Origin of the sequence: Campylobacter cuniculorum DSM 23162 = LMG 24588, assembly GCF_002104335.1 — a bacterium.
Lineage (GTDB): Bacteria > Campylobacterota > Campylobacteria > Campylobacterales > Campylobacteraceae > Campylobacter_D > Campylobacter_D cuniculorum.
On sequence record NZ_CP020867.1, the window covers coordinates 1,753,174 to 1,779,746 of the forward strand.

General features: G+C 32.2%; 18 protein-coding genes and 1 pseudogene. 16 read left to right on the plus strand and 3 right to left on the minus strand.

Annotated features, from left to right (window positions below):
- The 9 genes from CCUN_RS08760 to CCUN_RS08800 all read left to right on the plus strand — a co-directional run bounded on the left by CCUN_RS08760 (position 1) and on the right by CCUN_RS08800 (position 9,552).
- Positions 1-771 (plus strand): ATP-binding protein, encoded by a 771-nt coding sequence (locus tag CCUN_RS08760; RefSeq protein ID WP_027305792.1) that lies wholly within the window; start codon positions 1-3, stop codon positions 769-771.
- A 13-nt stretch (positions 772-784) separates the two neighbouring features.
- Positions 785-1,465: an endonuclease III domain-containing protein gene (locus CCUN_RS08765; RefSeq protein WP_027305791.1), complete on the plus strand. Its 681-nt coding sequence runs from the start codon at positions 785-787 to the stop codon at positions 1,463-1,465.
- A gap of 82 nt (positions 1,466-1,547) precedes the next feature.
- A complete protein-coding gene (locus CCUN_RS08770) occupies positions 1,548-2,369 on the plus strand; it encodes a DNA-methyltransferase (RefSeq protein ID WP_084483684.1) in 822 nt (273 codons plus the stop codon).
- Positions 2,362-2,952 carry an HNH endonuclease gene (locus CCUN_RS08775; protein WP_035175808.1) on the plus strand — a complete coding sequence of 197 codons (591 nt, stop codon included), beginning with the start codon at positions 2,362-2,364 and terminating at the stop codon, positions 2,950-2,952. Before CCUN_RS08770 ends, CCUN_RS08775 begins: the two co-directional genes overlap by 8 nt.
- Before the next feature lie 291 nt (positions 2,953-3,243).
- Positions 3,244-4,245: a Fe(3+) ABC transporter substrate-binding protein gene (locus tag CCUN_RS08780; protein WP_027305789.1), complete on the plus strand. Its 1,002-nt coding sequence runs from the start codon at positions 3,244-3,246 to the stop codon at positions 4,243-4,245.
- Positions 4,246-5,859 carry an ABC transporter permease gene (locus CCUN_RS08785; RefSeq protein ID WP_027305788.1) on the plus strand — a complete coding sequence of 538 codons (1,614 nt, stop codon included), beginning with the start codon at positions 4,246-4,248 and terminating at the stop codon, positions 5,857-5,859. It begins immediately after the preceding gene.
- Positions 5,846-6,760 carry an ABC transporter ATP-binding protein gene (locus CCUN_RS08790; protein WP_027305787.1) on the plus strand — a complete coding sequence of 305 codons (915 nt, stop codon included), beginning with the start codon at positions 5,846-5,848 and terminating at the stop codon, positions 6,758-6,760. Before CCUN_RS08785 ends, CCUN_RS08790 begins: the two co-directional genes overlap by 14 nt.
- Before the next feature lie 54 nt (positions 6,761-6,814).
- Complete coding sequence (locus CCUN_RS08795; RefSeq protein ID WP_027305786.1) at positions 6,815-8,029, plus strand: saccharopine dehydrogenase family protein; 1,215 nt, start codon at positions 6,815-6,817, stop codon at positions 8,027-8,029.
- Positions 8,030-9,198: 1,169 nt separating this feature from the next.
- A complete protein-coding gene (locus tag CCUN_RS08800) occupies positions 9,199-9,552 on the plus strand; it encodes a dCTP deaminase (RefSeq protein WP_084483682.1) in 354 nt (117 codons plus the stop codon).
- Positions 9,553-9,962: 410 nt separating this feature from the next.
- Here the strand turns inward: CCUN_RS08800 and CCUN_RS08805 are convergent, their stop codons facing one another.
- From CCUN_RS08805 to CCUN_RS08815, 3 genes are all read right to left on the minus strand, one after another.
- A complete protein-coding gene (locus CCUN_RS08805; protein WP_085296685.1) occupies positions 9,963-10,913 on the minus strand; it encodes an LPD3 domain-containing protein in 951 nt (316 codons plus the stop codon).
- A gap of 243 nt (positions 10,914-11,156) precedes the next feature.
- Positions 11,157-15,428, minus strand: coding sequence for a putative barnase/colicin E5 family endoribonuclease (locus tag CCUN_RS08810; RefSeq protein ID WP_085296686.1), 4,272 nt, complete (start codon positions 15,426-15,428; stop codon positions 11,157-11,159).
- A gap of 143 nt (positions 15,429-15,571) precedes the next feature.
- Positions 15,572-18,853 carry a PBECR2 nuclease fold domain-containing protein gene (locus tag CCUN_RS08815; protein WP_085296687.1) on the minus strand — a complete coding sequence of 1,094 codons (3,282 nt, stop codon included), beginning with the start codon at positions 18,851-18,853 and terminating at the stop codon, positions 15,572-15,574.
- Between the two features lie 208 nt (positions 18,854-19,061).
- On the opposite strand from CCUN_RS08815, the pseudogene CCUN_RS08820 reads away from it, so the two are divergent.
- The 7 genes and pseudogenes from CCUN_RS08820 to thiF form a co-directional block, all read left to right on the plus strand.
- Positions 19,062-19,475, plus strand: a pseudogene (locus CCUN_RS08820) (Cj0814 family flagellar-dependent secreted protein); the annotation flags it as partial.
- 406 nt (positions 19,476-19,881) lie between these two features.
- Complete coding sequence (locus CCUN_RS08825; protein ID WP_027305293.1) at positions 19,882-20,574, plus strand: SIR2 family NAD-dependent protein deacylase; 693 nt, start codon at positions 19,882-19,884, stop codon at positions 20,572-20,574.
- Positions 20,567-21,175 carry a LysE family transporter gene (locus tag CCUN_RS08830; RefSeq protein WP_027305294.1) on the plus strand — a complete coding sequence of 203 codons (609 nt, stop codon included), beginning with the start codon at positions 20,567-20,569 and terminating at the stop codon, positions 21,173-21,175. The genes CCUN_RS08825 and CCUN_RS08830 overlap by 8 nt, the downstream gene beginning before the upstream one ends.
- Positions 21,175-22,272 carry a succinyl-diaminopimelate desuccinylase gene (gene dapE / locus CCUN_RS08835; RefSeq protein WP_027305295.1) on the plus strand — a complete coding sequence of 366 codons (1,098 nt, stop codon included), beginning with the start codon at positions 21,175-21,177 and terminating at the stop codon, positions 22,270-22,272. The genes CCUN_RS08830 and dapE overlap by 1 nt, the downstream gene beginning before the upstream one ends.
- A 75-nt stretch (positions 22,273-22,347) precedes the next feature.
- Positions 22,348-25,554 (plus strand): type ISP restriction/modification enzyme, encoded by a 3,207-nt coding sequence (locus CCUN_RS08840; protein WP_035175670.1) that lies wholly within the window; start codon positions 22,348-22,350, stop codon positions 25,552-25,554.
- A complete protein-coding gene (gene thiS / locus CCUN_RS08845) occupies positions 25,551-25,742 on the plus strand; it encodes a sulfur carrier protein ThiS (protein ID WP_027305297.1) in 192 nt (63 codons plus the stop codon). The genes CCUN_RS08840 and thiS overlap by 4 nt, the downstream gene beginning before the upstream one ends.
- Positions 25,739-26,545 carry a thiamine biosynthesis protein ThiF gene (gene thiF, locus CCUN_RS08850; RefSeq protein ID WP_088245163.1) on the plus strand — a complete coding sequence of 269 codons (807 nt, stop codon included), beginning with the start codon at positions 25,739-25,741 and terminating at the stop codon, positions 26,543-26,545. Before thiS ends, thiF begins: the two co-directional genes overlap by 4 nt.
- The last annotated feature ends 28 nt before the right edge of the window (positions 26,546-26,573 follow it).

Consider the following 26,573-nt stretch of genomic DNA (forward strand, 5'->3'; position numbering starts at 1 on the left):
ATGGATTGGAGTACGACTTATGCAGCGATTTATAGAGCAAGAAAGGATAGATTAAAACCTGTATTTGAGCTTGATACCATAAGCCTTAAAGAACTTGTGGGGCTAGAGAGTCAAAAACAAGCTTTAATGGATAATACCTTAAATTTCATACAAGAAAAAGGAGCAAATCATGCCCTGCTTTGGGGAGCAAAAGGCACGGGAAAATCAAGCTTAATCAAGGCAGTGTTTAATGAATTTAAAGAACAGGGCTTAAGACTTGTTGAACTTGCAAAAGATGATTTGTTTGCTTTGTGTGATATTATTGATGAGTTAAGAAATGAGCCCTATAAATTCATACTTTTTTGCGATGATTTTTCTTTTGAAGAAAATGATACAAGTTATAAATTTTTAAAACCTTTGCTTGATGGCAGCATAGAAAAGGCTCCTAAAAATATTCTTATTTATGCAAGTTCTAATCGCCGCCATTTACTCAAAGAAAATTTAGAGGACAATCAAAACATACAAGTCATACATGGCGAACTCCATTTAAGCGATGCAGCAGAAGAAAAATTGAGTTTAAGCGATAGATTTGGACTTTGGCTTAGTTTTTATCAAGGAAATTTAGAGGAATATTTAAAGATTGTTGATTTTTATTTTCAAAATGAAGAGCTTGATAGAGAACTCTTGCATTTAAAAGCTAAGGAATTTGCAAATTTAAGAGCAAGTAGGGGAGCAAGGACAGCAAAGCAATTTTATTTGGCTTTTAAAGAAAATTTAAAAAATTTAAAATAAGGAAAAAGTTAAAATGAAAGGGAGTGAAATTTTTAAAAAACTTTTAAGTTTTTCTTTGCCTTATGATGAATTTGATTGGCTTGAAAATAGAGCTTTGAGCGAATTTGAAATTCTCATTTCAGTTGTTTTAACTCAAAATACAAATTGGAAAAATGTCTTAAAAGCCTTAAAGAATTTAAAACAAGCTCAAATTTCTGAATTAGAACAGCTTGTAAAGCTTGAAAATACAGAACTTGCTTCACTCATTAAGCCTAGTGGATTTTATAATATTAAGGCAAAAAGGCTTAAAAATTTAATCCATGCCCTTTTAAGAGATTTTCACAATTTGCAAAATTTTAAAGATTCAGTCAGCAGGGAATGGCTCTTAAATATCAAAGGTTTGGGCTATGAGAGTGTCGATAGCATTTTAAATTATTTGTGTCAAAGAGAAATTTTGGTTGTGGATAGCTATACAAATCGCCTTGCATTGGCTTTGGGCTATGAATTTACAAATTATGAAGAATTAAGGGAATTTTTTCAAAGTGGGATTGAGACAGAACAAAAAAAACTTTGCAAATTGCTGGGTAAAAAATGCGAACTTTTCGAGCTTTATCAAATTTTTCACGCTTTAATCCTTGCTTTTGGTCAAATTGCTTTTAAAGGAAAAAAACTAAGCGAAAAAGGCGAATTTTTCATTGCAAAATTAAAGGATTAAGTTGAGATTAAATATTGAGAGAATTAATGATAAAGCGTTAAAATCATTGTTTGTTGTCTATTTGCTATTTTAGGGAATGCTTATGATTTGCACAAAACAAAATGCACTTAGGGCGGAGGAATCCGCATGTGCTTATTTTTCTTTTAAGGATTCTTGCCTTTATCAAGCGTCCATTCTTAATAAGCAGTTATTGCAAAAACAAAGCCTTGATTTAATCATCACCTCACCCCCTTATAATGTGGGCATAGAATATCATTCTAATGCGGATTCTAATGATTATAAAGAATATTTAGAATTTTGCAAAGCTTGGTTGAAAAACTGCTATTTTTGGGCAAAAGATGGGGCAAGATTTTGTTTGAATATCCCTTTAGATAAAAATAAAGGCGGACAGCAAAGTGTGGGGGCGGATTTAACGCAAATTGCTAAAAAAGTCGGTTGGAAATACCATAGCACGATTGTTTGGAATGAGGGAAATATTTCAAGACGCACAGCTTGGGGAAGTTGGCTTAGTGCGTCTGCTCCCTATGTTATCGCACCTGTGGAACTTATTTTGGTGCTTTATAAAGGAGAATGGAAAAAGAAAATCAAAGGAGAAAATGATATAACAAAGCAAGAATTTATGGCTTGGACAAATGGATTGTGGAGCTTTAATGGAGAATCTAAAAAACGCATAGGACACCCTGCACCCTTTCCTAGAGAATTGCCTAAAAGATGCATTAAGCTTTTTTCTTTTGTCGGTGATGTGGTGTGTGATCCTTTTAGCGGAAGCGGGACAACGATGATAGAAGCTTATCTTAATCAACGCAAATTTATAGGCATAGAACTTGACAAAGGTTATTGTGAGCTTTCAAAAAAGAGATTTTTGGAGTTGATTCAAAAGGAGAAAGGATTATTTGATGAGTGATAAAGTCAGTTCGCAGCTTGATTTAATCATGGAATTTTTCAAGGCAAATCCAAATAGGGACATTGCTCACCCTGAAGTTGTTGATTGGGTGGTTAAAGAATGGAAAAATCGCACTGGAAAGGTTTTTAGAGACCCGGATAGAGGAATAAGAAGTTTGCATCAAAAGGGTTATTTGCAAAAAATTGCAAAAGGAGTGTATCGCTATGATCCTCATTTTGTCACCTTAAGAGAGGATTTAGAGGATTTTACTCCAAATTTAAAAAGACAAATTTTAGAACGTGATAATTATAGTTGCGTTATATGTGGAATGGGCAAAAAAGAAGGAGTAGAACTTCATATTGATCATATCAAACCTAAAGATTTAGGCGGCAAAGCTACACTAGAAAATGGACAAACATTATGCTCTAAACATAATTTTTTAAAGAAAAATTTAAAACAAACTGAAACAGGCAAGAAAATGTTTATACGCATGTTAGAAAGTGCTAAGAGTGCTAACGAAAAAGCATTGATAGACTTCTTAGAGGAAGTGTTAGAGGTTTATGAAAGGCACAATATCAATGGGCATATTGTGTGGAAAAAATAAATTTTGCAATAATTTAAAATGAATGGAATTAAAGTGGAGCAGATAAAAAATTTATTGTAAAACATAAAAATCATTTCGATAATCAATAAATACTTATAATCTCGGTTTTTTAAGAAAATTTACTCTTTATTTGCAAAAAAATATTAATATTTATTATCAAAAATTTAATTTGAAAGGATTTACATTATGGTCAAGAAAATTACTTTTCTTTTGTTTTTTACATTTTACGCTTTTGCTTGCCAAGAACACAGCACAAGTGAGCAAAGTCATTCAACGTATAAAGGATAAAATATGAAAAAATTATTTTTTTTAATGTCTTTATGCATTTTTGTATTTGGTGCAGAACTTAATATTTATTCTGCGAGGCATTATGATGCGGATTTTGAGATTATCAAAAAATTTGAGGAACAAACCGGCATCAAGGTCAATCACACTCAAGCTAAGGCTTCAGAATTGATTAAAAGACTTCAATTAGAGGGAGATAAATCTCCAGCGGATATTTTTATCACGGCGGATATTTCAAATTTAAATGAAGCTAAAAATGCAAAAATTTTAGCCCCGCTAAAATCCGAATTTTTAGAAAAAACCATTCCAGCTCATTTAAGAGATAAAGACAATCAATGGTTTGCTATCACTAAAAGAGCAAGAATTATCGCTTATAACAAAAATGCAAACACAGATATAAGCAAACTTAAGAATTATGAAGATTTAGCAAAGCCTGAATTTAAGGGCAAGATTGTTATGAGAAGTGCAACCGCTCCTTACAGCAAAACCTTGCTTGCTTCAATCTTTGCTAACGATGGCGAATCAAAGGCTAGAGAATGGGCTAAAGGCGTGTTGGCAAATCTAGCCACTGCACCAAAAGGAGGGGATAGAGATCAAGCCAGACAAGTTTTTGCGGGTGAGGCTGATTTTGCTGTGATGAATACCTATTATATAGGACTTTTAAAAAATTCTAAGAATCCAAAAGACGTTGAAGTCGGCAATGCTCTAGGGATTATTTTTCCTAATCAAGAAGGCAGAGGAACTCATATCAATATAAGCGGTATAGCCCTTACAAATTCAAGCAAAAATAAAGAAGAAGCAAAAAAATTTATGGAATTTATGCTCACTCCTGAAATTCAAAAGACTCTTAGCGATATAAATTATGAATATCCTGTAAGAGATGATGTTGAACTCTCGGCAACGATTAAAGAATTTGGTGCTTTCAAAGAGGATAAAATTCCACTTTCTGAAGTGGCGGATAATGTCAAAGAAGCAGTGAAAATTTATAATGAAGTTGGTTTTAGATAAGTGTTAAAAAGTCTAAAATTCTTTAAAATTGGGGCGATTTTACTCGCCCTTTTTTTAGCTTTGCCTATTTTAAGCATTTTCATAGAACTTTTTATCGCTTTATTTTTTGAAAATTTTACAGATGCAAAGCTCCTAGAAAGCGTCAAGGAAAATTTAAATCATTTTTTTTCTTATTTGTTTTTAAAATTCATTAAAGATACTTTTTTTGTCAGCTTAGGTGTTTTAAGTTTAAGTATTGTTTTGGGTGTGAGTACTGCGTATTTGATTGCAAATTTTAATTTTTATTTTTCAAAAATTCTTGAAAAACTACTGATTTTACCTCTTGCAATCCCTGCTTATATTTTAGCCTTTGTTTATGTCGGAATTATGGATTTTCAAGGGTTTTTTCATCAAATTTTTGGTTTTAGAATTGATTTTTTTAATATTTATGGAGTGATTTTTGTTTTAAGTTTTTCTTTGTATCCCTATGTGTATTTGTTTGCTAAAACTGCTTTTAAAAGTGAGGCTAAGGAGGCTTTTGAGGTTGGTAAAATACTAGCTTATAGTGAATGGAAATTTTTTTATAAACTTGGAATTTTTACCATAAAACCTGTGATTTTATCCTCATCAATGCTTGTTTTGATGGAAACTTTAAGTGATTATGGAGCTTCAGCTTATTTGGGAGTGGATACCTTTTCAGCAGGAATTTTCAAACTTTGGTATGATTTGAGTGATCCTTATTCTGCAAGTGTTTTATCGGGTTTTTTGATGCTCTTTGTTTTTTTGCTGATGTATATAGAATATTGGCATAAAACGAGGCAAAAATACAGCTTCAATCAAAATTTAGAGCTTTTTTTACAAAAGAGAAATTTAAGCAAGATGAAGCAAATTTTTGCAAGTTTGTATTGTTTTGTTATTGTGTTTTTAGGTTTTATTTTGCCTTTGACTTGGCTTTTGTATTGGGGATTACAAGATGAGAAGCTTTTTGAGAGTGAATTTTATATCATCATTTTACAAACTTTAATTTTAGCTGCTATCAGTGCTTTATTCATCTTAATTTTAGCCCTATTTCTTAGTTTTGTTGCAAGAATTTTAAAAAACAATATCCTTGCTTTGCTTCTTCTTAAAATGAGTTCTTTAGGTTATGCTATACCCGGAGCAGCCATAGGCATTAGTGTGATGATAGTTTTTTCATATTTAGGAAAACTAAGCGGAATTTTGTTTTTAGGACAAAGCTTTATGGTGTTGATTTTTGCTTATATTATAAGATTTTTAGCCACAGCAATTTATTCTTTAGAAAGTGCTTATACTAAAATTCACATTCATTTAGATGAAGCGAGTTTAAACTTAAAACCCAGCTATTTAACCCTATTTTTTAAGGTGCATTTACCGCTTTTAAGACATTTTTTATTTTTAGCTTTTATTGTGGTTTTTATTGATATTATTAAAGAATTGCCTTTAAGTCGCATTTTATCTCCTTTTGGTTTTGAAACCTTAAGTGTTAAGGCTTTTTGGTATGCAAGTGATGAGAGAATTTATAATGCAGCTTTACCCTCGCTTTTTATCGTCCTTTTGTCTTTAATGGCTGTGATTTGGATACAAGTTTTAACAAGGAAAAACGATGTTAGAAATTAAAAAACTCACAAAAAAATTCAAACAAATTCAAGTCTTAAATGGATTGGATTTAAACCTTAACAAAGGAGAAATTTTAAGCATTTTAGGCAAGAGTGGCAGTGGAAAAAGCACTCTTTTAAGAATCATTGCAAATTTAGAAAAACCGAGCTCTTATGAGAAATTTCAATGTCTTGGTCAAGTGGCTTTAATGTTTCAAAATTATGCCTTATTTCCTCATCTTAATGTGAAGCAAAATATACTCTTTGCTTTGCATGATTTAAAAAAAGAAGAGCGAGATAAAAAATTAAACGAGCTTTTGGAAAAATTTGAAATTTCAAAACTCAAAGATAAAAATATAGACGAAATTTCAGGAGGACAAGCTCAAAGAGTAGCCTTTGTGCGAGCTGTTGCTAGGGGCTGTGATTTGCTTTTGCTTGATGAGCCTTTTTCAAATTTGGATCAAGCTCTAAAAAATGATTTAAGAAAAGAGCTTAAACTTTTGATTAAAGAGCAAGGAATTTGTGCGATTTTAGTTACTCATGATATTGCCGATGCGTATTATATGTCTGATAAAATTGCTTTGTTAAGTGAGGGTAAGATTATGGATGTTAATACCCCTAAGGAACTTTATTTTCACCCTAAAGATAAAAAGAGTGCAAAAATACTCGCGGATTTAAATATTATCGAAGGAAAGCTTGATTTAGACGATGAATTTTTTGCTTGGATTGAATCAAGAAATCGCATTTTTGGTTTTGCAGAATTAAAACTGGGCACGAAATTTGAAGCTCAAGTGATGAGTAAAGAATTTTTAGGAGCTTTTTATAAACTCAAGCTTGATTATAAGGGAATTTGTTTTTATATGCTTCTTAGTTCAAGCTATGATATAAAAGAAAAGATTTGTTTTGATTTCATTTGCAAATAAAACTCAAGTGATTTTTTGTTATAATTAAAAAAAATTATTGTTAAAGGTTGAAAAATGGCTAATCTTTTAATCATCGGTGCCGGTGGAGTCAGTCGCGTTGCAACGATAAAATGTGCTATGAATCAAGAAGTATTTGATAAAATCACTCTGGCTAGTCGCACAAAAAGAAAATGCGATGAAATTGCGTCTTTTATAAAACAACGTTTAAATGTCAATATCCACACAGCTGAAATTGATGCAGATGATAGTGAAGCGGTGGTGGGGCTTATCAAAAAAAGTGGAGCTGAAATTTTACTCAATCTGGCTTTGCCCTATCAGGATTTAACCCTTATGGACGCTTGCATTAGAGCAAAAATTCATTATATTGATACTGCAAATTATGAGCATCCAAGTCTTGCAAAATTCGAGTACAAAGAACAATGGGCTCGCAATAAATCCTTTAAAGATGCGGGAATTTTAGGGCTTTTAGGAAGCGGTTTTGATCCGGGTGCTACGAATGTTTTTTGTGCCTATGCCCAGCAAAATTTATTTGATGAAATTCATTTTATTGATATACTTGATTGCAATGCAGGTGATCACGGATATGCCTTTGCGACGAATTTTAATCCCGAAATCAACCTTAGAGAAGTTTCTGCAAAAGGCAGATATTGGCAAGAAGGTAGGTGGATAGAAACTGAACCTATGGAGATAAAAATGGGTTGGGATTATCCTCAAGTGGGTGTTAAAGATAGCTATTTGCTCTATCATGAGGAACTTGAAAGTCTTGTTAAAAATATCAAAGGCTTGAAAAGAATTCGCTTTTTTATGACCTTTTCACAAAATTACCTCACTCATATGAAATGTCTTGAAAATGTCGGTATGTTGGGCATTAAAGCGGTAAAACATAAGGGAATGGATATTGTGCCGATTGAATTTTTAAAGACTTTATTGCCCGATCCTGCAAGTTTAGGTCCTAGAACTAAGGGTTTTACAAATATAGGTTGCGTGATACGCGGTAAAAAAGATGGTCAAGATAAGCAAATTTATATTTATAATGTTTGCAATCACGAAGAATGTTTTAAAGAAACCGGAGCTCAAGCTGTCAGTTACACCACAGGAGTGCCTGCAATGATAGGAGCAAAACTCATTGCTCAAGGAATTTGGAAGGGCAAAGGCGTGTTTAATATAGAAGAATTTGAAGCCAAACCTTTTATGGATGAACTCAATTCTTCTGGATTGGCTTGGAAAATCATAGAAATGAAGCCAAATTTAGGAGATGAAAAAAATTAGTTTTTATAAAAACTAAAGCCAAATATTTATTAATGGAATAAAATAGCAAGTGAGATTTTGCTAGATTTGTTGATAATGGTGATTTTATATTGACTTAGAATGTATGAAAGAATGCGTTGATAAATAACCGATTGTAAAGATTTTGACTTAAAGATATGGATTTTTTATTTATCAAGGCTTCATAAATTTTAATTTTTTAAAAAAATCAAACTAAAATTTATTAATGGTGTTTTCTTAGAAGATAAATATTTTGAAATTTTATTATTTTTATAAGCAAATCATATATAAATTTTCTAAAATTTTATATTATCACAAAATTTGAAAGCATTATGGATTATATATCTAATTTTTATGGATAAGTTTGAAATTTTTAAAGATAAAAGATTGACTAAAAATATTATGCAACAAATTTCTTTTATCAAAACTTGTTTTAGTAATTATCGAGTGTTTAAAAGGAATAAAAGATGAAAAAATGATTTTATTTACTAAGCTTTTGCAAACTTGTATATTTAAGGCTTTTGTACTTTAAAGAAAGTGAATTTTTAAAAATCACAAGAATTGATTTAATCATTTCATACAAACATTAGAAAATTTAAAATATAAACAAGGTGAAATCAATAAAATTTATCAAAAGCCACAAATAAGCCCATTTTAATTAATTTCAATTGTAGATTTTACAACATATTTAAAAAAACAATCAAACACCCATTTAATAGGTATTTCATCGATATAAAAAATCAAAGAATGCTTTAAAGCTCTGCCAAAATGTGCCATAAAGACAATTTTTCTTAAAACAAACTTTAAAAATTACCCCTATTTTAAAATAAAATTTTTAATTTGTCAAGTGCTATCAACAAAACTAAAAAACACCATAAGCTTAAGCATACAAACCAAAACACGATTTTAAGGGCTTTCAACATTGCAAAACACCAAAGCACTAAAGACATTTAGGATTTCTACCTAAAGGGGCTTAAAACGAAACAAAAAATAAAAATGATAAAATTTTTTGAAAATTTTTAAGATAATTTAATAAAATTTTTAATATGATTGACTGAAACAAGTGAGCTTAAAAATTTAAAATGTATCACTTGCTTAAATGATTATAATATTCAAGGAGCTTCTATTGATTTAAGCCTCAATGAAAAAGCAAAAATAAGGCTAAAAAAGATATAGATTTATTCAAACCGGACGCGTTAGAAAGCAAAGAACTCTTTGAAGAAATAGACTTGGCAAAAGGGTATGATTTAGCACCTCTTTCGTATTTATATGGCTCTAGTGTTGAAAAAGTAACCATACCAGAATATAAATGTGGGCTTATTTTACCGCGAAGCACCTTTGCAAGATTAGGCTTAATTTTGCCCATTTCTAGTTTTGCAAATCCGGGTTATAGTGGTCATTTGCCCATTGTTATTTTTAACGCTTCTGATTCTTTTATCAAAATACCGCCTTACATAAGAATTATGCAAATAATTTTTTTTAGAATTAAAAGGACATGCACAAGCATACAAAGAACAAAAAGATGAAAAATATTATAATGAAAATCCTTTAAAACAGCCTAGCTTAAACGATATAGAATTAAAGGCTATACTTGAAAAGCTTAAACAATGAAAAAGAGCTTTTAACACTCATTAAAAACGCTTTAGAAAAGACTAAAAAAGACAATGCACACTTAACTTTAACATTAAATGATGTTTAGATACTTTTTTACAGCTTAAGCTTAAAATTGATAGAAACGAAAAACACAACGAAATCATCATTAAAGCACTCAAAGACTTAAGGGCTGAAAAAAATACACTTGAAAGCTTGATTATAACCATTCTTAAAGAAATCATTTTAAAGACGCGTTAAGCTTTGATTTATAAAAAAATGTTATAATCACTCTAACAATCATTAAAGGGCGCATCGTCGTTGTGGTTACGATTGCTATAAGACTTTAGCGGTTGTCCCTTAAGTCCGTGCCACTCGGATTAAACTTAAGGGCTTGTATGTTTTCTAACTCTAAAGAATAAATGTGCTTACCATTCTCTAAAATCTCTTTAATCGTAATTAATGCGTTTGCTTCTTTATTGTTAAGTTTAAAATTTGCGTTGTATCTGTGAATTAAAAGTTTTTTGTCGTTGTGTTTTAAATCTGTGCTTATGTGTGATTTTTTCGCATTTTCAAAAAGGCTTTTAATGTGATTGACTGCACAAAAATGTTCATCCCTACTGAATCCATTTTGCACACTTTTATTGATAGCCTTTTCGCTCATCATCTTTCTTAAGCCTTTATTTGTTAAAATTGCCCTCTCATTAGTATTCACATTAACAATATCCTTATTTAAAAGCGGTTGTAAATGAGCTTTTAAATCCTCTCTTAAAGCCTTAATGCCTTTTGGTGAGTCTGTGTTGAGATGTAACATTTCATTTTGCGTTTCTTGTGGGCTTTCTTGCACGTCTTGTTTAAGCCCCTCTTGAGTCTTAGCGTTTAAAGACTCTTGCTTTGTGTTTATTGAAGCTTCTTGTGTTTTGTTGGCTTGTTCTTGCTTTTCTTGGATTTTTGTGTTATAATGCTCTTGTGAAGTTGAGGGCTTAGAATCTTCTTTAAGATTAGCTTCGTGCGGATGAAATCCCTCTGAATCTCGTGCTTTTAAATGTTGTGCTGTTCTTATTCTGCTTATAATTTCCCTTGTTTTTGTTGTCGGTATGGCTGTCAATAAAAAATCATTTTCATTTCGTGGTGTTATGACTATATAAAAAAGCTCTCCATTCTTTCCTTGAAAACTTTTTATAAATTCTTGCGTTTCTTGTCCTTTGCTGTTAATTCTATGAAGTAAAAAATCATAATCTTTAAGCGTTGGCTCAACTAAATGCAAAAATTCGGTATTTTTTATTTTTATTTTCATTAAAGTGCTTTCATTTAAAGCTCTGTAAAAAAAAAGGGGGGGGGGTTGATTTGCGCTTTAGATTTATTTAAGTGTGATTATATTATAATATTTTTTGTAGAGTTTAGGGCTTAGAATCTTTTAAAGATTAACTTTTGCGGTTATAAATCCCTATGGATATCGTATCTGGTCTTACAATGTTTTAACATTTTTGCCGTTCGATCCACTCAAAAGTAAGATAAGGGTGGGCGTTTCAATCTTTTTTTAATTTCTTTTTTTAATGTTCCGTGCCGTGCTTATATGTTTAATAAGTGCTCTCACGTGCGTTGTCGGTATGGCTGTCAATAAAAAATCATTTTCATTTCGTGGTGTTATGACTATATAAAAAAGCTCTCCATTCTTTCCTTGAAAACTTTTTATAAATTCTTGCGTTTCTTGTCCTTTGCTGTTAATTCTATGAAGTAAAAAATCATAATCTTTAAGCGTTGGCTCAACTAAATGCAAGAATTCCGGCCGGTTTGTATCGGAGCGGGTTTGCAAATGGATTAAAAAATTTTCTTTATTCATAATATTTTCTAGCTTTAAAAAATCCTCTTTTGTTATTTCTTCGGGCATAACGCTTGGCTCTATAGTTTTAAGGCTTAAAATAGCTTCTTGCTTGTCTTTGCTTAAAGCTTTAAAGTCTTGCGTTTGGGTATAATTTTCTATGGTTTTAAGTGTGTGTTGTGCTTTTGCTTCTCTCCTTTGCATTTGTTTTAAAATGTGGTTTGCTTGGGCTAATCTGCCTTTTTCGTTTTGTATGATGTGGTTTTTGAGATTGAATGTTTCTAAAAAGGGATATTTTTGCACGGCTTCATCATAACCTTTTGCTAGGGTGTCGGCTAGTTCTTTTTTAACCGCTTCTTTAAATTGTGGATTGTCTTTTAAGACTTTAAAGCCCTTTGAGAGGGTTAAACTTCCTAAACCTCCGCCTAAAAATCCTAAAAGAAATTTTTGTGGATTAAAACTCACATTTCCCTCTTCATCGCGTTCTAATCCTGCTAAACTTCCCCCTGCTAATCCGCTGCCTAAATGGGGGTTGCTGTAAAGAGTAGGGTCGTGTTTTTTGAGTATTTCGCGATACTCTTTAGCTCTTTTTATCTCGCTTTCAATAAAACTTTTTACGGCTTTATTAGCTTCTTGGTCGGGGGTGTCTCTTAAGATTTCAAATTCTTTTACTATAAAATATTCTCGCAATAGATCATCGCGATTTAATTTTCCACTTTTAAGGTGTTCTATTGATTCTTCTATAAAAAATTCCGCTAAATGTCCGCCGCTTCCTAAGTCTCGGGTTAGCATTTGTTCTAAATACCTCTCATAAACTTCACAATTCCATAAATTAAGTCGGTTTTTATTATAATCTTGTGTTATTTTCTTTTTTTCTAAATCATCAAAAAACGTGCCTTTTAGGTATGTTTTAAGATTTTTTAGGGCTTCATTTTGTAGTTTTCTTTTGCGGGTTTCTGCATGTTGTTGTCGTATGGGTTTAAGTTCTTTTAAGCCCGTATTTGGTAAGCTTTCAATAGGGTTTTTAGCAACATTGTCGGATGCTATCGTAAAAGGTTGTTCCGTGAAAGTGTCAGCCTGTTTCCCTTTTTTGTTTTTAAATGTTGTTAAAATAAAGTGATTTGTTTTATTACCTTTAAAATCCGCACTTAATCCTGCTACATAATTATCATATTCTATACGATAACGTGCTTCATTTTGTTTAATAATTTTCCCTTTTTCTACAATCTCACTTAAAGCATTGATGAGTTTAGCCTCTTCGCTTTCTCCTTTGAAGGCGTTAAACTCTCCCCTGTGTTTTTCTAAAATGTGCTTTAATCCAAAATGTGAATCCCCAAAGACAACATCAATATTTCCATTTCCACTTAATGCGTTTAAATCCTCCCTATAAAATGCTCCTTTAACCTGCCCTTGTTTTTCTTTTAACAAATGATTAATGGCTTCTTTGCCTTTATGATAAAAGGCACTAAAATTCACACCGAAAGGTTCATTTTCTAAAGGCTCTTTAGAGTCTTTTAAGGGCTTTTGTGTTAGATTTGCACTATCAGTTTTAACAATACTAGTAGGGGTTTTAAGCGGGGCATCTACCGATTGAGTTTTAACTGCCATCTCTGCATTATCCGCTTTAATGCTTAAGGGGGTGGGTTTTTCAAGGCTTTCTAATTCTAACGTGTAAATTTTATTTTTGCCTTGCTTCTTTTCAAAAAGCGTTATTTTGGCAGTTGCTTCTTTATCATTTATCTTTAAATCGCTTTTAAATCTATGCACAGCTAAAATGTTCATTCTGTGCTTGTTGTCCGCGTGTGTCTCTGTGAGTGTTGCATTTTCAAATAAATTTTTAATTTCTGCACTCGCTTTAAAATGCTCGTCTGTGCTAAATCCATTTTTTAAGCTTTTTTCCACTGCTTTATTGCTAGATATTTTATTCATCTCGCGTTGCGTTATCACTCCATGCATATTGGTTTCTTTGTTTATAATCTCTTTATTTAAAAGCGGTTGTAAATGAGCTTTTAAATCCTCTCTTAAAGCCTTAATGCCTTTTGGTGAGTCTGTGTTGAGATATAACATTTCATTTTGCGTTTCTTGTGGGCTTTCTTGCACGTCTTGTTTAAGCCCCTCTTGAGTCTTAGCGTTTAAAGACTCTTGCTTTGTGTTTATTGAAGCTTCTTGTGTTTTGTTGGCTTGTTCTTGTGTGCCGTGTTTGCTTTGTTCAAAAAGTGAGTTATAAAAAGCTCTATGATCAAAATTGGGCATTAAAGATTGTAAATATTCTCTTTCAGCACTTCCTAAGATTTTACTTTGATCTATAAATTCGCTTAAAGCTTCATCTTCTTTAACGGCTTGATGCCATGCCTCATCATTTAGCACGTCTTTTAAAAAGGCTCTTGCGTTATTCACATACTCTTTAAATGCTTTTTGTTGCTGTGGTTCTTTTAAAGCTAAGTCGCCCGATTCTGCATAAAGTCTCTCTTGGCTATCTAAGAAGTTATTAATATGCTTTGCGAAACTTTCTGGTTTATCCATAAACGAAGCTTTATAGCTAAAATCATAATGGTGTCTTTCTCCTGTGAGTTTTTCGCTCAAATCATCCATAATATCATAAAACTTATTAAGATAATCATATGTATATTGTAAGGCTTTGGGTTTGTAATTTTCACTTATTGATTGTATAATATCTGCCTCAATGATTCCGGAGGCTCTCTTGACAAAATCGGGATCGTTTTTTAAGCTCTTAAAAGTATCAAAATAAACCTTTTCAAAAGATTCTTTTGTATATCCTGCTTTGTTTAAAAGCTTAATGACTTCTTCTTTCTTCTCTTGGATTTGCTTTTTGTTTAGTTTTATGGTAAAATCTTCTAAAGTATCTTTTGAAGTAGTCCTTTCAAAAGCGTTATTTGACGTATTAAGCGGGTCTGTCCTACGCTTAATGATACTTTCTTTTTTTTCAAACGCTGTTAAAACCCATTTTTCTTTTTTAGCGTCAAAATCATTTCTAATCACGGCTTTATAATGCTCATCCTCAAGTGTGATTCTGTTTTGCGTTTGTTTTTTTAATGGTAAATTTTCAATTAATTGCGTTAAATCCTCCAAAACTTCGGGATGATATTTTGCAATCTTGGCTAAACCAAAACCATCGCTTTTTCCTGTTCCTGCTTCTCCCCAAACTAAGCTAATATCGCCCAAATCCTCCCTATAAAATGCTCCTTTAACCTGCCCTTGTTTTTCTTTTAACAAATGATTAATGGCTTCTTTGCCTTTATGATAAAAGGCACTAAAATTTACGCCGAAAGGTTCATTTTCTAAGGTTTCATTGTGTTTTAAAGGGTTTAAAACTTGTTCTTGCTTTTCTTGGATTTTTGTGTTATAATGCTCTTGTAGCCCTTGCAATGATTTTTCATTTTTGCTATTTCTGCCGTCAAAAGTAAGGATAGGGTCGGCGTTTTTTAATTTCTTTTCAATAAAAGCCTTACGATTTGTTTTAAAAGCTGTGATAAGTTTCTCGTTGTTATCCTGTGTTATAACAAGATAAAAAAATGTATTATTCTCATCTTTAAACGCTTTAATAAAAGTTTGTCTATTATCTTTTTTAAACATTAAATCGGGTTGCTTAAAAGTCGGTTCAATAAGATTTAAATAAGCTAAACGTTGCTCTTTGTCGGCTTTTTTTGAAAAATGATTAATAAAATTTTGCTTATTTTTGAAATGATTGAATGTTTTTAAAAAGGTATCAATATTTATTTTTGGCGGTATTTCTTGCGGTTGGATATGATTTAATTTGTCTATGGCTTCATTATAGCTTAATGAAGTTGTTTTTAAGTCTTTAACTCCTGCGTTTTCTAAAGTTTCATTGTGTTTTAAGCTTTGATTTGCTAAAGTGTCTTTTGCAAGTTCGGGGCTTGGATTATCATTAATCGGCTTGGCGGTTTGTTGTATCCCCCGAAGAGCTTCCGCATTTTGTATTTTTTCACTTTTGACAATATCATTAATCACTTTTCTTATTTGAGTCGTTGGGTAAGCTGTAATATTAACTTTATCTTGTGTGATAACAATATAAAATAAATCATGCGTCTCTTTATGTTTATAGGCTTTAATATACTCTGTCCTTAAGTTTTCACCTGTTTTAACTTGTAAAACTAAATGCGGATTTTCTTGCGTATCTTTAAATAATTTCGCATAAAATTCCCTTTGTGCTTTGTCTTGCTTTGAGTTAAAATAGCTTCTTGCTTGTCTTTGCTTAAAGCTTTAAAGTCTGCACTTTGTGCATAGTTGTCAATAGCTTTTATTGTTTTTTCTTTCGCATTTTTTAAGTCTTTAACTCCTGCGTTTTCTAAGGTTTCATTGTGTTTTAAGCTTTGATTTGTTAGACTTTGCTTTGAGTTAGGCTTGTTGGCTAAGGACAGGACGCCTGTAAAAGCTTTTTGTGCTGAGGACTCCCGAAGTTTGAAGTCTAACTTATTTAAATATATATTTTGTGCTTTTTCTAGCTTGTTTTTAATTGTATTTACTTTTTTAGGACTTATGCTCACGCTCAAAAATCCTTTTTCATATTCTCGGCTTATGTTTGTCAAAAATAACTTTTCTTTAATCTCTTTTGCAAAAATAAGATCGCCTTTGGCGTCTTTAAAAATTAATTGCGGGTTTTCTAGCGTGTCTTTGATTTCGTTAATATATTTTAAGCGGTCTTTTGCTCTTAATTTTTCAAAATCGGCTCTATTGATTTTTAGCGGTTTATCTTTCAAAACATCTTTTAAAGCCTCCCTTGCTTGGGCGTTGAGATTGGGGATAAAATCCTCATCAAGGCTTTTAAGGTTAAAAGTGTTAAGCCATGCTTTTTCTAGGTCTTGGCTTTGCACGTCTTGTTTAAGCCCCTCTTGAGTCTTAGCGTTTAAAGACTCCTCGCTTGTGTTTTTAGCATTTTTTAAGTCTTTAACTCCTGCGTTTTCTAAGGTTTCATTGTGTTTTAAAGGGTTTAAAACTTGTTCTTGCTTTTCTTGGGTTTTTGTGGTATAATCTGCATTGTCAAGTTTGATATTAGAATTTGCTTTATCAACGTAAGGGCGATTAGCGTTAATCTGACTCGCCGCTTGATGATATAATTCTTTTCCCCCTTGTTTAATTTTATTGTTTAATCCCCTTTCACTTTTGGGTGCATTGCTCGTAATAATCCACTCTCCCACTTCATTTTTAGCAATACTTGTAAAATGTTTTTTCTCATTAAAATTTTTCGCAAAAATCAAAGCCCCATCATTTTGCATAATAATACGTTCCGGATGTTCTAAGGTGGGGCGGATTCTGTCTAAATATTTTAAGCGATGTTGTTTAATAAGCTTCACTAAACTCCCGCTTTTTAAATGGATTTGCTCACCTTTCAAAACATCTTTTAAAGCCTCCCTTGCTTGGGCGTTGAGATTGGGGATAAAATCCTCATCAAGGCTTTTAAGGTTAAAAGTGTTAAGCCATGCTTTTTCTAGGTCTTGGCTTTGCACGTCTTGTTTAAGCCCCTCTTGAGTCTTAGCGTTTAAAGCTTCGTCTTTGGGTTTGATTTTAATAAGATTCTCGCCTTGCAAAAGTTGTTCGGCTGTGCTTAATTCTTTAGCAAAATAATTATAATCACGGCTTTTTAAATGTGTGATGAAGGTTTTATCTTGATCTTTAGTAATCAAAAGATAAAAATAAGCGTCTTTGTCTTTATCTGTGTCTTTAAATTTCTTTAAATATTTCGTTTTTCCATCTTTTATGTATTTAAAATGCGGATTATAAAGGGTTTCATCGATTAAATCAAATAGAGCTTTTCTTGTTTGTGCATCCGCTCTTGTATAAAGATGTTCTTTGAGATTGTCTATATTATCAAAACGTTTTAAAAGTGCGTTGATTTCTTCGTCGCTTAAGTGTTTGCGTGTGATGTCTTGGGCTTGTAAATGCTCTAAAACTTGCTTGATATGTTCTTGACTAAACTTTGCGTTTGTGTTATAATCATCTTTGGAGGTTGGGGGTTTTAAGCCTTTTGGCTCACCTGCCTGCTGTCTAAGTCCCCCTATAATGTCAGCGTTTTTTTCCTCTTGCAAAGACGCGTTTAAATCCTTGCTTTCAATGCGTTTTAATTGCTCATAAAACTCATCTTCGCTTTTTTCTAAAGCTTGAGTGAATTGCTCTAAAGCTTTTCTTGTTCCGTTTGAAAAATCCCCTGTTTTTGTTTTGCTCTGCAAAATTTTCTTAAAATCACTCAAACCATCGGCATGATTTAATGCCCTTTCGATTTGAAATTTTAACGCCCTTTTGCTGATGCTTTGATCCATTGTCCCCCCGCGTAAAAAGAAAGGCAAAGATAAGTTTCTTAAAATGCTGTCCATTAAAAAATTAGTGATTTTTACCTGTGCAGAACCTTGAATGCTTGTTGCCATTGTGCTTGAGCTGCTCGTTGCCTTTGGTTCAAAGATTGAACTTGCGATTTTCACATCATTATAAAAAAGCTTGTTAAAGTCCTTTGTGTATTTGATAAAGTCTTTTGCTTCTTGGCTTTTAAATTGATAGTTATTAAGATTTTCTAACGCGTTTAAAAAGCCTTGAGAATCAAAAACATTCAAGCCATTTTTAAATTGCTTTTCATTGTCCTTATAAAGTGTATTTAATACACTGATTTCTATATCTTTAATCTCGCTTTGCCTTAAGCCCTGCGTTAAAACATCTAAATTATTAAGCTCTTTTTGCCCCTGTCCCTTTGCAAAATCGATGAGTTTGTGCAAGATTTTATCTTTTTTTGTGTTCTCATCAAAGATTTTTAAACGTTTTGCATTTTTAAGCACGGCTTTAAGCTGTGAATAATCCTCATTTGCCGTTTGAAAAAGCTTCATCGCTTGAGTGGTGAGTTTAGGATTTTGTTTAAAAATGTTTTCAATGCCTTTATCAATATCATCTTTAATAAAATTTTCGATAGCACTTTGAAAATGATTTTTAAGATTTGGGTCTGTAATCTCCTTAAAATTAGCGTTTAAACTCTTACGCATATTAATGAGTTGCTTAAGATTCACGCCGTCTTCGTTGTAAAGATTTTTACTTAACACTTGCAAAAAGTTTTTATCTTTAAGCTCTAAAATGAGTCCGCTCTCTTGTATTTCTTGGGCGAATTTTGCAAAATTTGCCGGGCTGATTGTTGTTTTTTCATCCTTAAAAGCATTAAGAAGTGTCTTGTCTATGGCTTCATTGTAAGCCTCTTTGCTCTCACTCTCAAAGCCCTTAAAAATCTCTTTTAAATCCTTAGAATCAATGTTAAGATTTGAAAGCTGTTTTTTAATCTCATTGCTGGAGCTTTGCAAGATTTCTTTTAAAGCCGTTTGAGCCTTAGGACTTTGCGAAGCGACTTGAGTTAAAATGCCGACATTAAGTCCGCTCTCATCTGCTCTAATATAATCAATCAAACGTGCCTTTTTGTGCCATGGCTAGGCTTGATTAAGTACGTTTAAAAAATCGCTCGTGCTTTGTGTGAATTTATAATTTGGGTATTTTTCATTATAAAAGCTTTTTAACCTTGCTTAAGCTTTCTTGTAAGTGTGATTTTTAATTGCTGATTAAAGCACCTCCAAATTCTTTACTTAAAGCATCTAAGTCTTTTATTTGCTCATCGCTAAAGCTTTGTTTATGAGTTTCTTAAAATCTCAAAATAATATTGTAAGAGGTATAACTTTAACAGGTGGAAACACACAGCTTAATCCTATAGCATTAGCTTATAATACAGCTATGGCTAAAGAAAGTTTTTATGGTTCTCATGTTAATATCGATGATATTATGACAGGTAAGGTTGATTTTACAAGTTTATTAAAAGCGGATGCTTTGGGAGGTTGGTTAGATGGTCATATCTATGCTTATGAAAATGGGGTTAAATGGCAAGATTCTAGTATAGGCTATGGTGGTGCTTGGTTTGACAGACAATTTAATCAAGCAAAAGCTAATGGTTGGAAAGCAAGTAGTGAAAGCATTAATTCTTATGTAGCTTCTGTTATGGATAGACTTAATAATCTTATCAATCAAACTAGGGCTTAAATATTAATCTAGTATTTATATTAATCTAATATTTATTGTTTTGTAGAAAATAGCTTATATTGTTGTCTTCTTGCTAAAACAATGAATAAATTTAATAATATTAGCGGAAACTAAAGCTATTAGTAAAATTATTCTTTGATTGTCATTAAGAGTTAAAATCAAAAAGCAATCTAAAAATACTCTTTAAAAAAGGCAATAAAACTAAAAAATTTAAGAATTTTTTATCTCAAATGAAAATTTAGGCTTTATTTTTTAAATTATCTAAAATATTTTTTTAAACGCGAAATTTTAAACCAAAAAATAAAAATTCATTTCAAATTTATAAGACAAATTAAGAATTTTAAAAACATTTATTGAGGACTTAAAGCTTTTTGTGTTAAAATTAATTTTATTGCAAGGGGCAAAAATGAAAAATGTAATGATACTTAGCGGTGCAGGTTTATCAGCTCCAAGTGGGCTAAGAACTTTCAGAGACAGCAATGGACTTTGGGAAGAATACGATGTAATGGAAGTTTGCTCTGCTACGGGCTTTAGAAAAAATCCTCAAAAAGTGTTGGATTTTTACGATGCAAGACGTGCCCAACTTCAACATGTTAAGCCAAATAAGGCTCATCAAATCATCGCAAAACTAAAAAAACACTACAAAGAAAATTTATTTGTAGTCACTCAAAATGTCGATGATTTGCTCGAACGTGCAGGTTGTGAAGAAGTGATACATTTGCATGGCTTTTTGCCCGAACTTCGCTGTTTAGAATGCGGAGAAATTTTTAACATAAACTATGAAAGTATATTAGGAAAAATCTGCCCCCGATGCAAAAGTAAGAATTTAAGGCATAATATCATTATGTTTGAAGAACAAGCCCCCGCTTATGTTACGCTTTATGAACTTTTAAATCGAACAAATCTTTTCATCAGTATAGGCACTTCCGGACAAGTTTTGCCTGTGGGACATTATGCAAGAATGTGTGAAAAAAGCATTTTAAATATTATGGAAAAAGATGAATATTTAGAGCAATTTTTTGATAAAATTTACATTGAAAATGTGCTGGATGCTATGGATAAAATCGCAAATGATATAAAGGAATTTATGGATGTTTGAAGCTTTTTTTAGTGGAGTTTTATTAGGACTTGGTGTGGCTGTGCCTTTTGGTCCTATAAATATCTTAATTTTATCTTATGCTTTAAAATCTTTCTCAAATTCCTTTTGTATAGGCTTTGGAGCTATGAGTGCGGACATAATGTTTCTTTGTTTGCTTAATTTTGGCTTACTTGGTTTTTTAAAGGGTGCAATTTTTACAAAAATTTTAGCGGTTTTTGGCTTTATATTTTTAACTTATATAGCTTTTTCACTTTTTAAGTCTAAACATAAAGCCTTAGAATTTAAAGAAAAAGAGCTCAATGAAAGTCTGCTTAAAAGCTTTATAAAAGGTTTTACTTTAAATGCTTTAAATCCTTATGTAATAGGATTTTGGTTGAGTATAGCTGTGATTTTTACAAAGAATGAATTTGCTTTTTTTATGATTGCGGGTTTGTTTTTATTCATACTTTTTTGGATTTTTTCTTTATCGTTTTTTGTGGGTCGATTCAGCCATTTATTCAGTGCAAAAGTGATATATTTTATCAATATAAGTTCAGCCATCATTATAGAATATTTCGCTTTAAATTTAGTCTATAAAACTTTTTTATTAAAGGATAATTAATGCATGCAAAAGAATTTTTAATGGAACTTTTGAAATTTAAATCCATAACGCCTCAAGATGATGGAGCCTTAAATTTTATTGCCTTAGAATTGAGTCATTTTCAAGTTGTTTTCATTGAAAAAGAAGGAGTGAGAAATCTTTTGCTTACAAAAGAATTTTCTAAAGAAGGTGAGCATTTAGCCTTTGGAGGGCATATTGATGTGGTCAGTGCGGGAGAGGGCTGGGAGAGTCATCCTTTTAAACCCATAGAAAAAGAAGGTTTTATCTATGCAAGAGGGGCTCAAGATATGAAAAGCGGTTTAGCAGCCTTTCTTTGGGCAGCAAAAAAAGCAAATTTTAAAGGCTCAAGGCTTTCAATGCTCATAACAAGCGATGAGGAAGGCGATGCAAAATATGGCACTTTAGAGCTTTTAAAATACATGAAAGAAAAGCAAATCCTGCCCGATTATGCTGTGGTTGCTGAAGCAACGTGTGTGAAAAAATTTGGCGATAGCATTAAAATCGGTCGGCGGGGCTCAATCAATGGGCGATTAACCATCAAAGGCAAACAAGGACATGTGGCTTATCCTGAAAAATGTATCAATCCTATCCACGATTTTGCAGGAGTTTTAAAATTCTTAGCAGGATTTGACCTAGACCCCGGAAGTGCGGAATTTTCTCCCTCTAAAATCGTTATCACAGATATTCGTGGCGGAATGCAACTTCATAATGTGACGCCAAACGACTTAAAACTTATGTTTAATGTGCGAAATTCTCCAGATACAAGCCTTGAAGATGTGCGAAATTATATAGAAAAGATTTGTGAAGGCTTAAATTATGAGTTAGAACTCTCTCAAAGCTCCAAACCTTTTTTAACCGATGCTCAAAATAAAATCGTGCAAAAACTCAATGAAAGTGTGCAAAAAATCACCTCCATTGTGCCCGAGCTTAACACCAAAGGTGGCACAAGCGATGCGAGATATTTTGCTGAATTTGGGGTTAAGGTTGCTGAATTTGGAGTTTGTAACGATACAATCCACGCAGTCAATGAAAGAGTTAGCGTCGAGGAATTTGAAAAACTCTGCCTTGTTTTTAAAGATTTGATAGAAAATTTTTAACACAGAATTTTGAGAGAAAAGAGCAAAACAAACTTGCAATTTATCTGTGATAAATTTTGATTTTAAGGACTGAAATTGAATGAAATTTACAAAGAGCAATTAGAAATTTACCAAAAAGAACTTAAAGAGCTTTATGAGAGTAAAAAATACAATGAACTTTCCTTCCGCACTCCCTTAGAAAATTGTCTCAAAGCCTTAAAGCCCAAAGGCACAAAACTCATACAAGAAGCTCAAAGTGAAAAGAATCAGGGGCATATAAGACCCGATTTTAAAGTTTATAAAACCATAGATAAAGAAGATGAACTAAGCTATGAAAATTTAATTGGCTTTGTAGAATGCAAGAACATCACAGAGAATTTAAACAAACACATCAAAAGCTCTCAACTTGATAAATACCTAAGCATTTCACCTAATATCATACTCACAAATTACAAAAAATTTATCCTTTTTTCTTTTGATAAGATTGTAGAAGAGGTAGAATTATTTAATGATGAATTAGACGCAAATGAAGACCTTTTTGATGATTTCTCGCAAAGGCTTTTAAAATTTAAAGAACTTATAGAAAAATTTTTTAACGACACGCATACAACGATTAAAACCAAAGATGAATTTGTGAAAATTCTAAGCTCTCAAAGCTTTTATTTGAGTTATTCATTAAATGAAGCTTACAAGCAAGAAAAACAAAGGCAAGAGGCTAAAAACGCACTCATCAAAGGACATTCCTTTTACAGATTTTTTCAACGCACATTTGACACTTTTAAAGGAATGCAAAAGATTGAATTCAGTGAGCTTGATTTTTGCGATATTATAGCTCAAAGTATCGTTTATGGAATGTTTGTTTCTTTTGTAGAATTAGAACAAGACACAAAAAAAGAGAGAATTGCAACAGATGAATTCATCAAACTCCTGCCGAGTCAATTTAAAACTTTGATTGAATTCATTTATTTTGCACTGCCCTCTTTTGACATACCTAAAGATATTGTTTATGTCCTTGAAAATGTAAAGAAAACCCTCGCTTTAATTGACAAAAGCGAACTTTGCAAAATGCTAAATACCGAGCTTGAGGACATTTGCATCTATCTTTATGAGGATTTTTTAAAATCCTACGATGAGTTAAGAGCCACTCAAAAGCGTAAAGAAGGCGGAGTTTTTTATACACCAAAAGAAGTTGTAGAGATGATTGTTTCAAGTTTGCACACATTTTTAAAAGATAAATTCAATAAAAGCAAAGGCTTTGCTGATGAGGGCGTCAAAGTGCTTGATTTTGCGACAGGAACGGGGAGTTTCCTTGCTTGTGTTTTTGAAAAAATTTTAAAAGAAGAAAATATAAAAGCCCTTGAACACGCGACAATTAAGGATAAATTTTTAAAAGACATTTATGGTTTTGAACTCTCTTTTGTGGCTTATATTGTTGCGAGATTAAAGCTTTCTTTGATTCTTAAAAAGCGAGGTTTTACAAATTTTGATGAAAATGATTTGAAAATTTTTCTCAATAACACCTTAGATTTAGAAAATACAGCAAATCATCAATTAGACATGCCCCTAGAACATCTTGATGAGGAATGGAAACAAGCCCGAGACGTCAAGTATTCTCAAAATCTGCTTGTCATTTTAGGCAATCCTCCCTACAATGTTAAAAGCAAAAATAAAGGCAAAGAAATTTTAGACCTGCTCCAAAGCTACAAAGAGGGTTTAAATGAAACAAAGCTTAATTTAGATGATGATTATATCAAATTCATACGCTTTGCCCAGTGGAAACTGCTTGAACAACAAAGGCAAAATTCCCTTTTTGAACATCAAAAAGGACTTTTAGGCTTCATCACAAACAATTCTTTTTTAAGCGGACGCACACACCGAAAAATGCGAGAGAGTCTCTATAAAAGCTTTGATGAAATTTACATACTCAATCTTCACGGAAGCGATAAAGAGCCTAAGGAGGATAAAAATATTTTTGACATTCGCGTAGGCGTTTGCATTTCACTCTTTGTCAAATACAAAGAAGAGCACAGCACGGGGGCAAAATTGTATTATCATTCAAGCTTAGAAAATCAAATCTTTTCTAAAAAAGACAAACTAGCCCTACTCAATGAACTCAAAGAAAAGGGCTTAAAGTCCATAAAATGGCAAGAATTAACACCCCAAGAGCCTTATTTTTGGTTTGTGCCTAAGAATTTAGAGGACAAAGAATATGAAAATTTTTGGGCTTTGGCAGAGGATAAGGCTTTAGGAGATTGTAAAACAATATTTGAAAATTTTAGTAGTGGAATTTCAGCATTAAGAGACAAAATTTGTATTCATCTTAACATAAATAGTTTAAAAGAAACTTTAGAAAATTTTAAAAATTTAGAAGTCAAGGACATTAGAGAAAAGTATCAAGTTACAGATTCTAGAGATTGGGGCGTTGAGAGAGCAAAACAAGATGTAAAGAAAAATCAAGGCACAATTCAAAAAATCGCCTATCGTCCCTTTGATTTTCGTTATACTTATATGCATGAAAATTCCAAAGGATTTTTAGGCTATCCTTGCTATGATACAATGCAACATTTTTTGTGGGGTGAAAATTTAGGGCTTTGTTTTCCTAAAACAACTCTCAATCCAAATTTTGACTATGGTTTAGCCCTCAATACGATTGCGGATAGAAGTCTTGGGGGTAAAAATACAGGTTCTGAAACCTATATTGCCCCACTTTATCGCTATGAAAGCACTTTAGGTGAGCATTTGCAAGAATTAGAAAAAGTTCCTAATTTCACTCAAAATTTTAAAGATTTTTGCAAAAACAATGAACTCTTAAAAGACAAAAGTCCCGAAGACATCTTAGCCTTTATTTATGCGAATTTATTCAATCCAAACTACCGCAAAAACCACTTAGAATACCTAAAAAGCGGTTTTCCTCGCATAAATTTTGAAGTGGATTTAGAAAGTTTTAATGCATTGATAAAATACGGAAAAGAGCTTTTAGACCTCCATCTTTTTAAGACAATTCCACAAGATTCAAAAATAACTTTGGACTTTTTAGATGAAAAACAAAAGCAGAGTCTTAAAATTGAAGCTGTGAAAGAAAGGTGGAGAGAAAACAAGCTTTATTTAAATGAAAATTTGGTGATTAAAGGCGTGAGCAAAGAAATAATGGAGTTTAAAATAGGAGGTTATGAAGTGATTAAATCCTTTTTAAAATACCGCAAAGATTACGAAATGTCAAAAGATGAAACCATGCATTTACTTAATATCTGTAAAGTGCTTGAGAAAACCCTTGCTTTGCAAAAGAATTTGGAGGAAATATGATCATCAATGGAGAGAAAATTGAAATGAAAGAACTGAAATTTTTAGACCTTTTAAAACAAAAAGGTTTAAAAACAGAATTGATTGCTTTAGAACTCAATGGCAAAATCGTCCCAAAAAATGAATTTGAAAAATTAATCTTAAAAGAAAACGATAGAGCCGAGATTGTAAGCTTTGTAGGAGGTGGTTGATGAGGATAAAATTCAATGGCAAGGATTATGAAACAAATTGCAAGGATACTTTGGAATTTTTTAAACAACACAGCAAAGATGAAAACGATGTATGGATAATCAATGGCTTTGCTACAAAGGCAAAGCAGGAATTAAAAGACTCCGATGAGCTTTTTTGTATCAGTAAAAATACCCTGCCTCCAAAAGATGCTCTTGAAGCAATGATGAGAGCAAGACACACGCCTAAACTTTACGATAAGCTTAAAATTTCAAGCGTCGCTGTGTGCGGACTGGGCGGACTGGGCTCACATATAGCCCTTATGCTTGCAAGAAGTGGGGTTGGCAGACTTCATTTGATTGATTTTGATGTGATTGAACCAAGCAATCTCAATCGTCAAGCTTATATGATAGAAGATTTGGGGAAATTTAAAACTGAAGCGATGAAGGAACAAATTTCAAAAATCAATCCTTTTATAGAAGTAAAAATCGATACTTTAAGGATTGATGAAAATAATATCAAGGATTTATTTAAAGATGATGATATAGTCTGCGAAGCTTTTGATAGTGATTTGGCTAAGGCTATGCTCGCACAAAATTTTCATCGCTATTTTGAGGATAAAGTGCTTATTTGTGGCTCTGGACTTGCTGGATATGGGAATTCAAATTCCATACAAACAAGAAAAATTGCTTGTAATTTCTATGTGTGCGGGGATTTAGAAAGTGCCGCACAACCCGGAAATGGACTCATGGCACCAAGGGTTAATATTTGTGCAGCTCATCAAGCAAATTTGGTTTTAGAGCTTTTGGTGCAAATTAAAAATTGATTTAAATTGCTTTTTAAAAAAGCTCTTG

Excerpts from the sequence above, each read along its gene's own strand:
- CCUN_RS08795 (WP_027305786.1), top strand. The coding sequence starts at position 6,815 with ATGGCTAATCTTTTAATCATCGGTGCCGGTGGAGTCAGTCGCGTTGCA.
- thiS (WP_027305297.1), top strand. The coding sequence starts at position 25,551 with ATGATCATCAATGGAGAGAAAATTGAAATGAAAGAACTGAAATTTTTA.
- CCUN_RS08825 (WP_027305293.1), top strand. The coding sequence starts at position 19,882 with ATGAAAAATGTAATGATACTTAGCGGTGCAGGTTTATCAGCTCCAAGT.
- CCUN_RS08765 (WP_027305791.1), top strand. The coding sequence starts at position 785 with ATGAAAGGGAGTGAAATTTTTAAAAAACTTTTAAGTTTTTCTTTGCCT.
- CCUN_RS08770 (WP_084483684.1), top strand. The coding sequence starts at position 1,548 with ATGATTTGCACAAAACAAAATGCACTTAGGGCGGAGGAATCCGCATGT.
- CCUN_RS08760 (WP_027305792.1), top strand. The coding sequence starts at position 1 with ATGGATTGGAGTACGACTTATGCAGCGATTTATAGAGCAAGAAAGGAT.
- dapE (WP_027305295.1), top strand. The coding sequence starts at position 21,175 with ATGCATGCAAAAGAATTTTTAATGGAACTTTTGAAATTTAAATCCATA.
- CCUN_RS08805 (WP_085296685.1), bottom strand. The coding sequence starts at position 10,913 with ATGAAAATAAAAATAAAAAATACCGAATTTTTGCATTTAGTTGAGCCA.
- CCUN_RS08775 (WP_035175808.1), top strand. The coding sequence starts at position 2,362 with ATGAGTGATAAAGTCAGTTCGCAGCTTGATTTAATCATGGAATTTTTC.
- CCUN_RS08790 (WP_027305787.1), top strand. The coding sequence starts at position 5,846 with ATGTTAGAAATTAAAAAACTCACAAAAAAATTCAAACAAATTCAAGTC.
- CCUN_RS08780 (WP_027305789.1), top strand. The coding sequence starts at position 3,244 with ATGAAAAAATTATTTTTTTTAATGTCTTTATGCATTTTTGTATTTGGT.
- CCUN_RS08830 (WP_027305294.1), top strand. The coding sequence starts at position 20,567 with ATGTTTGAAGCTTTTTTTAGTGGAGTTTTATTAGGACTTGGTGTGGCT.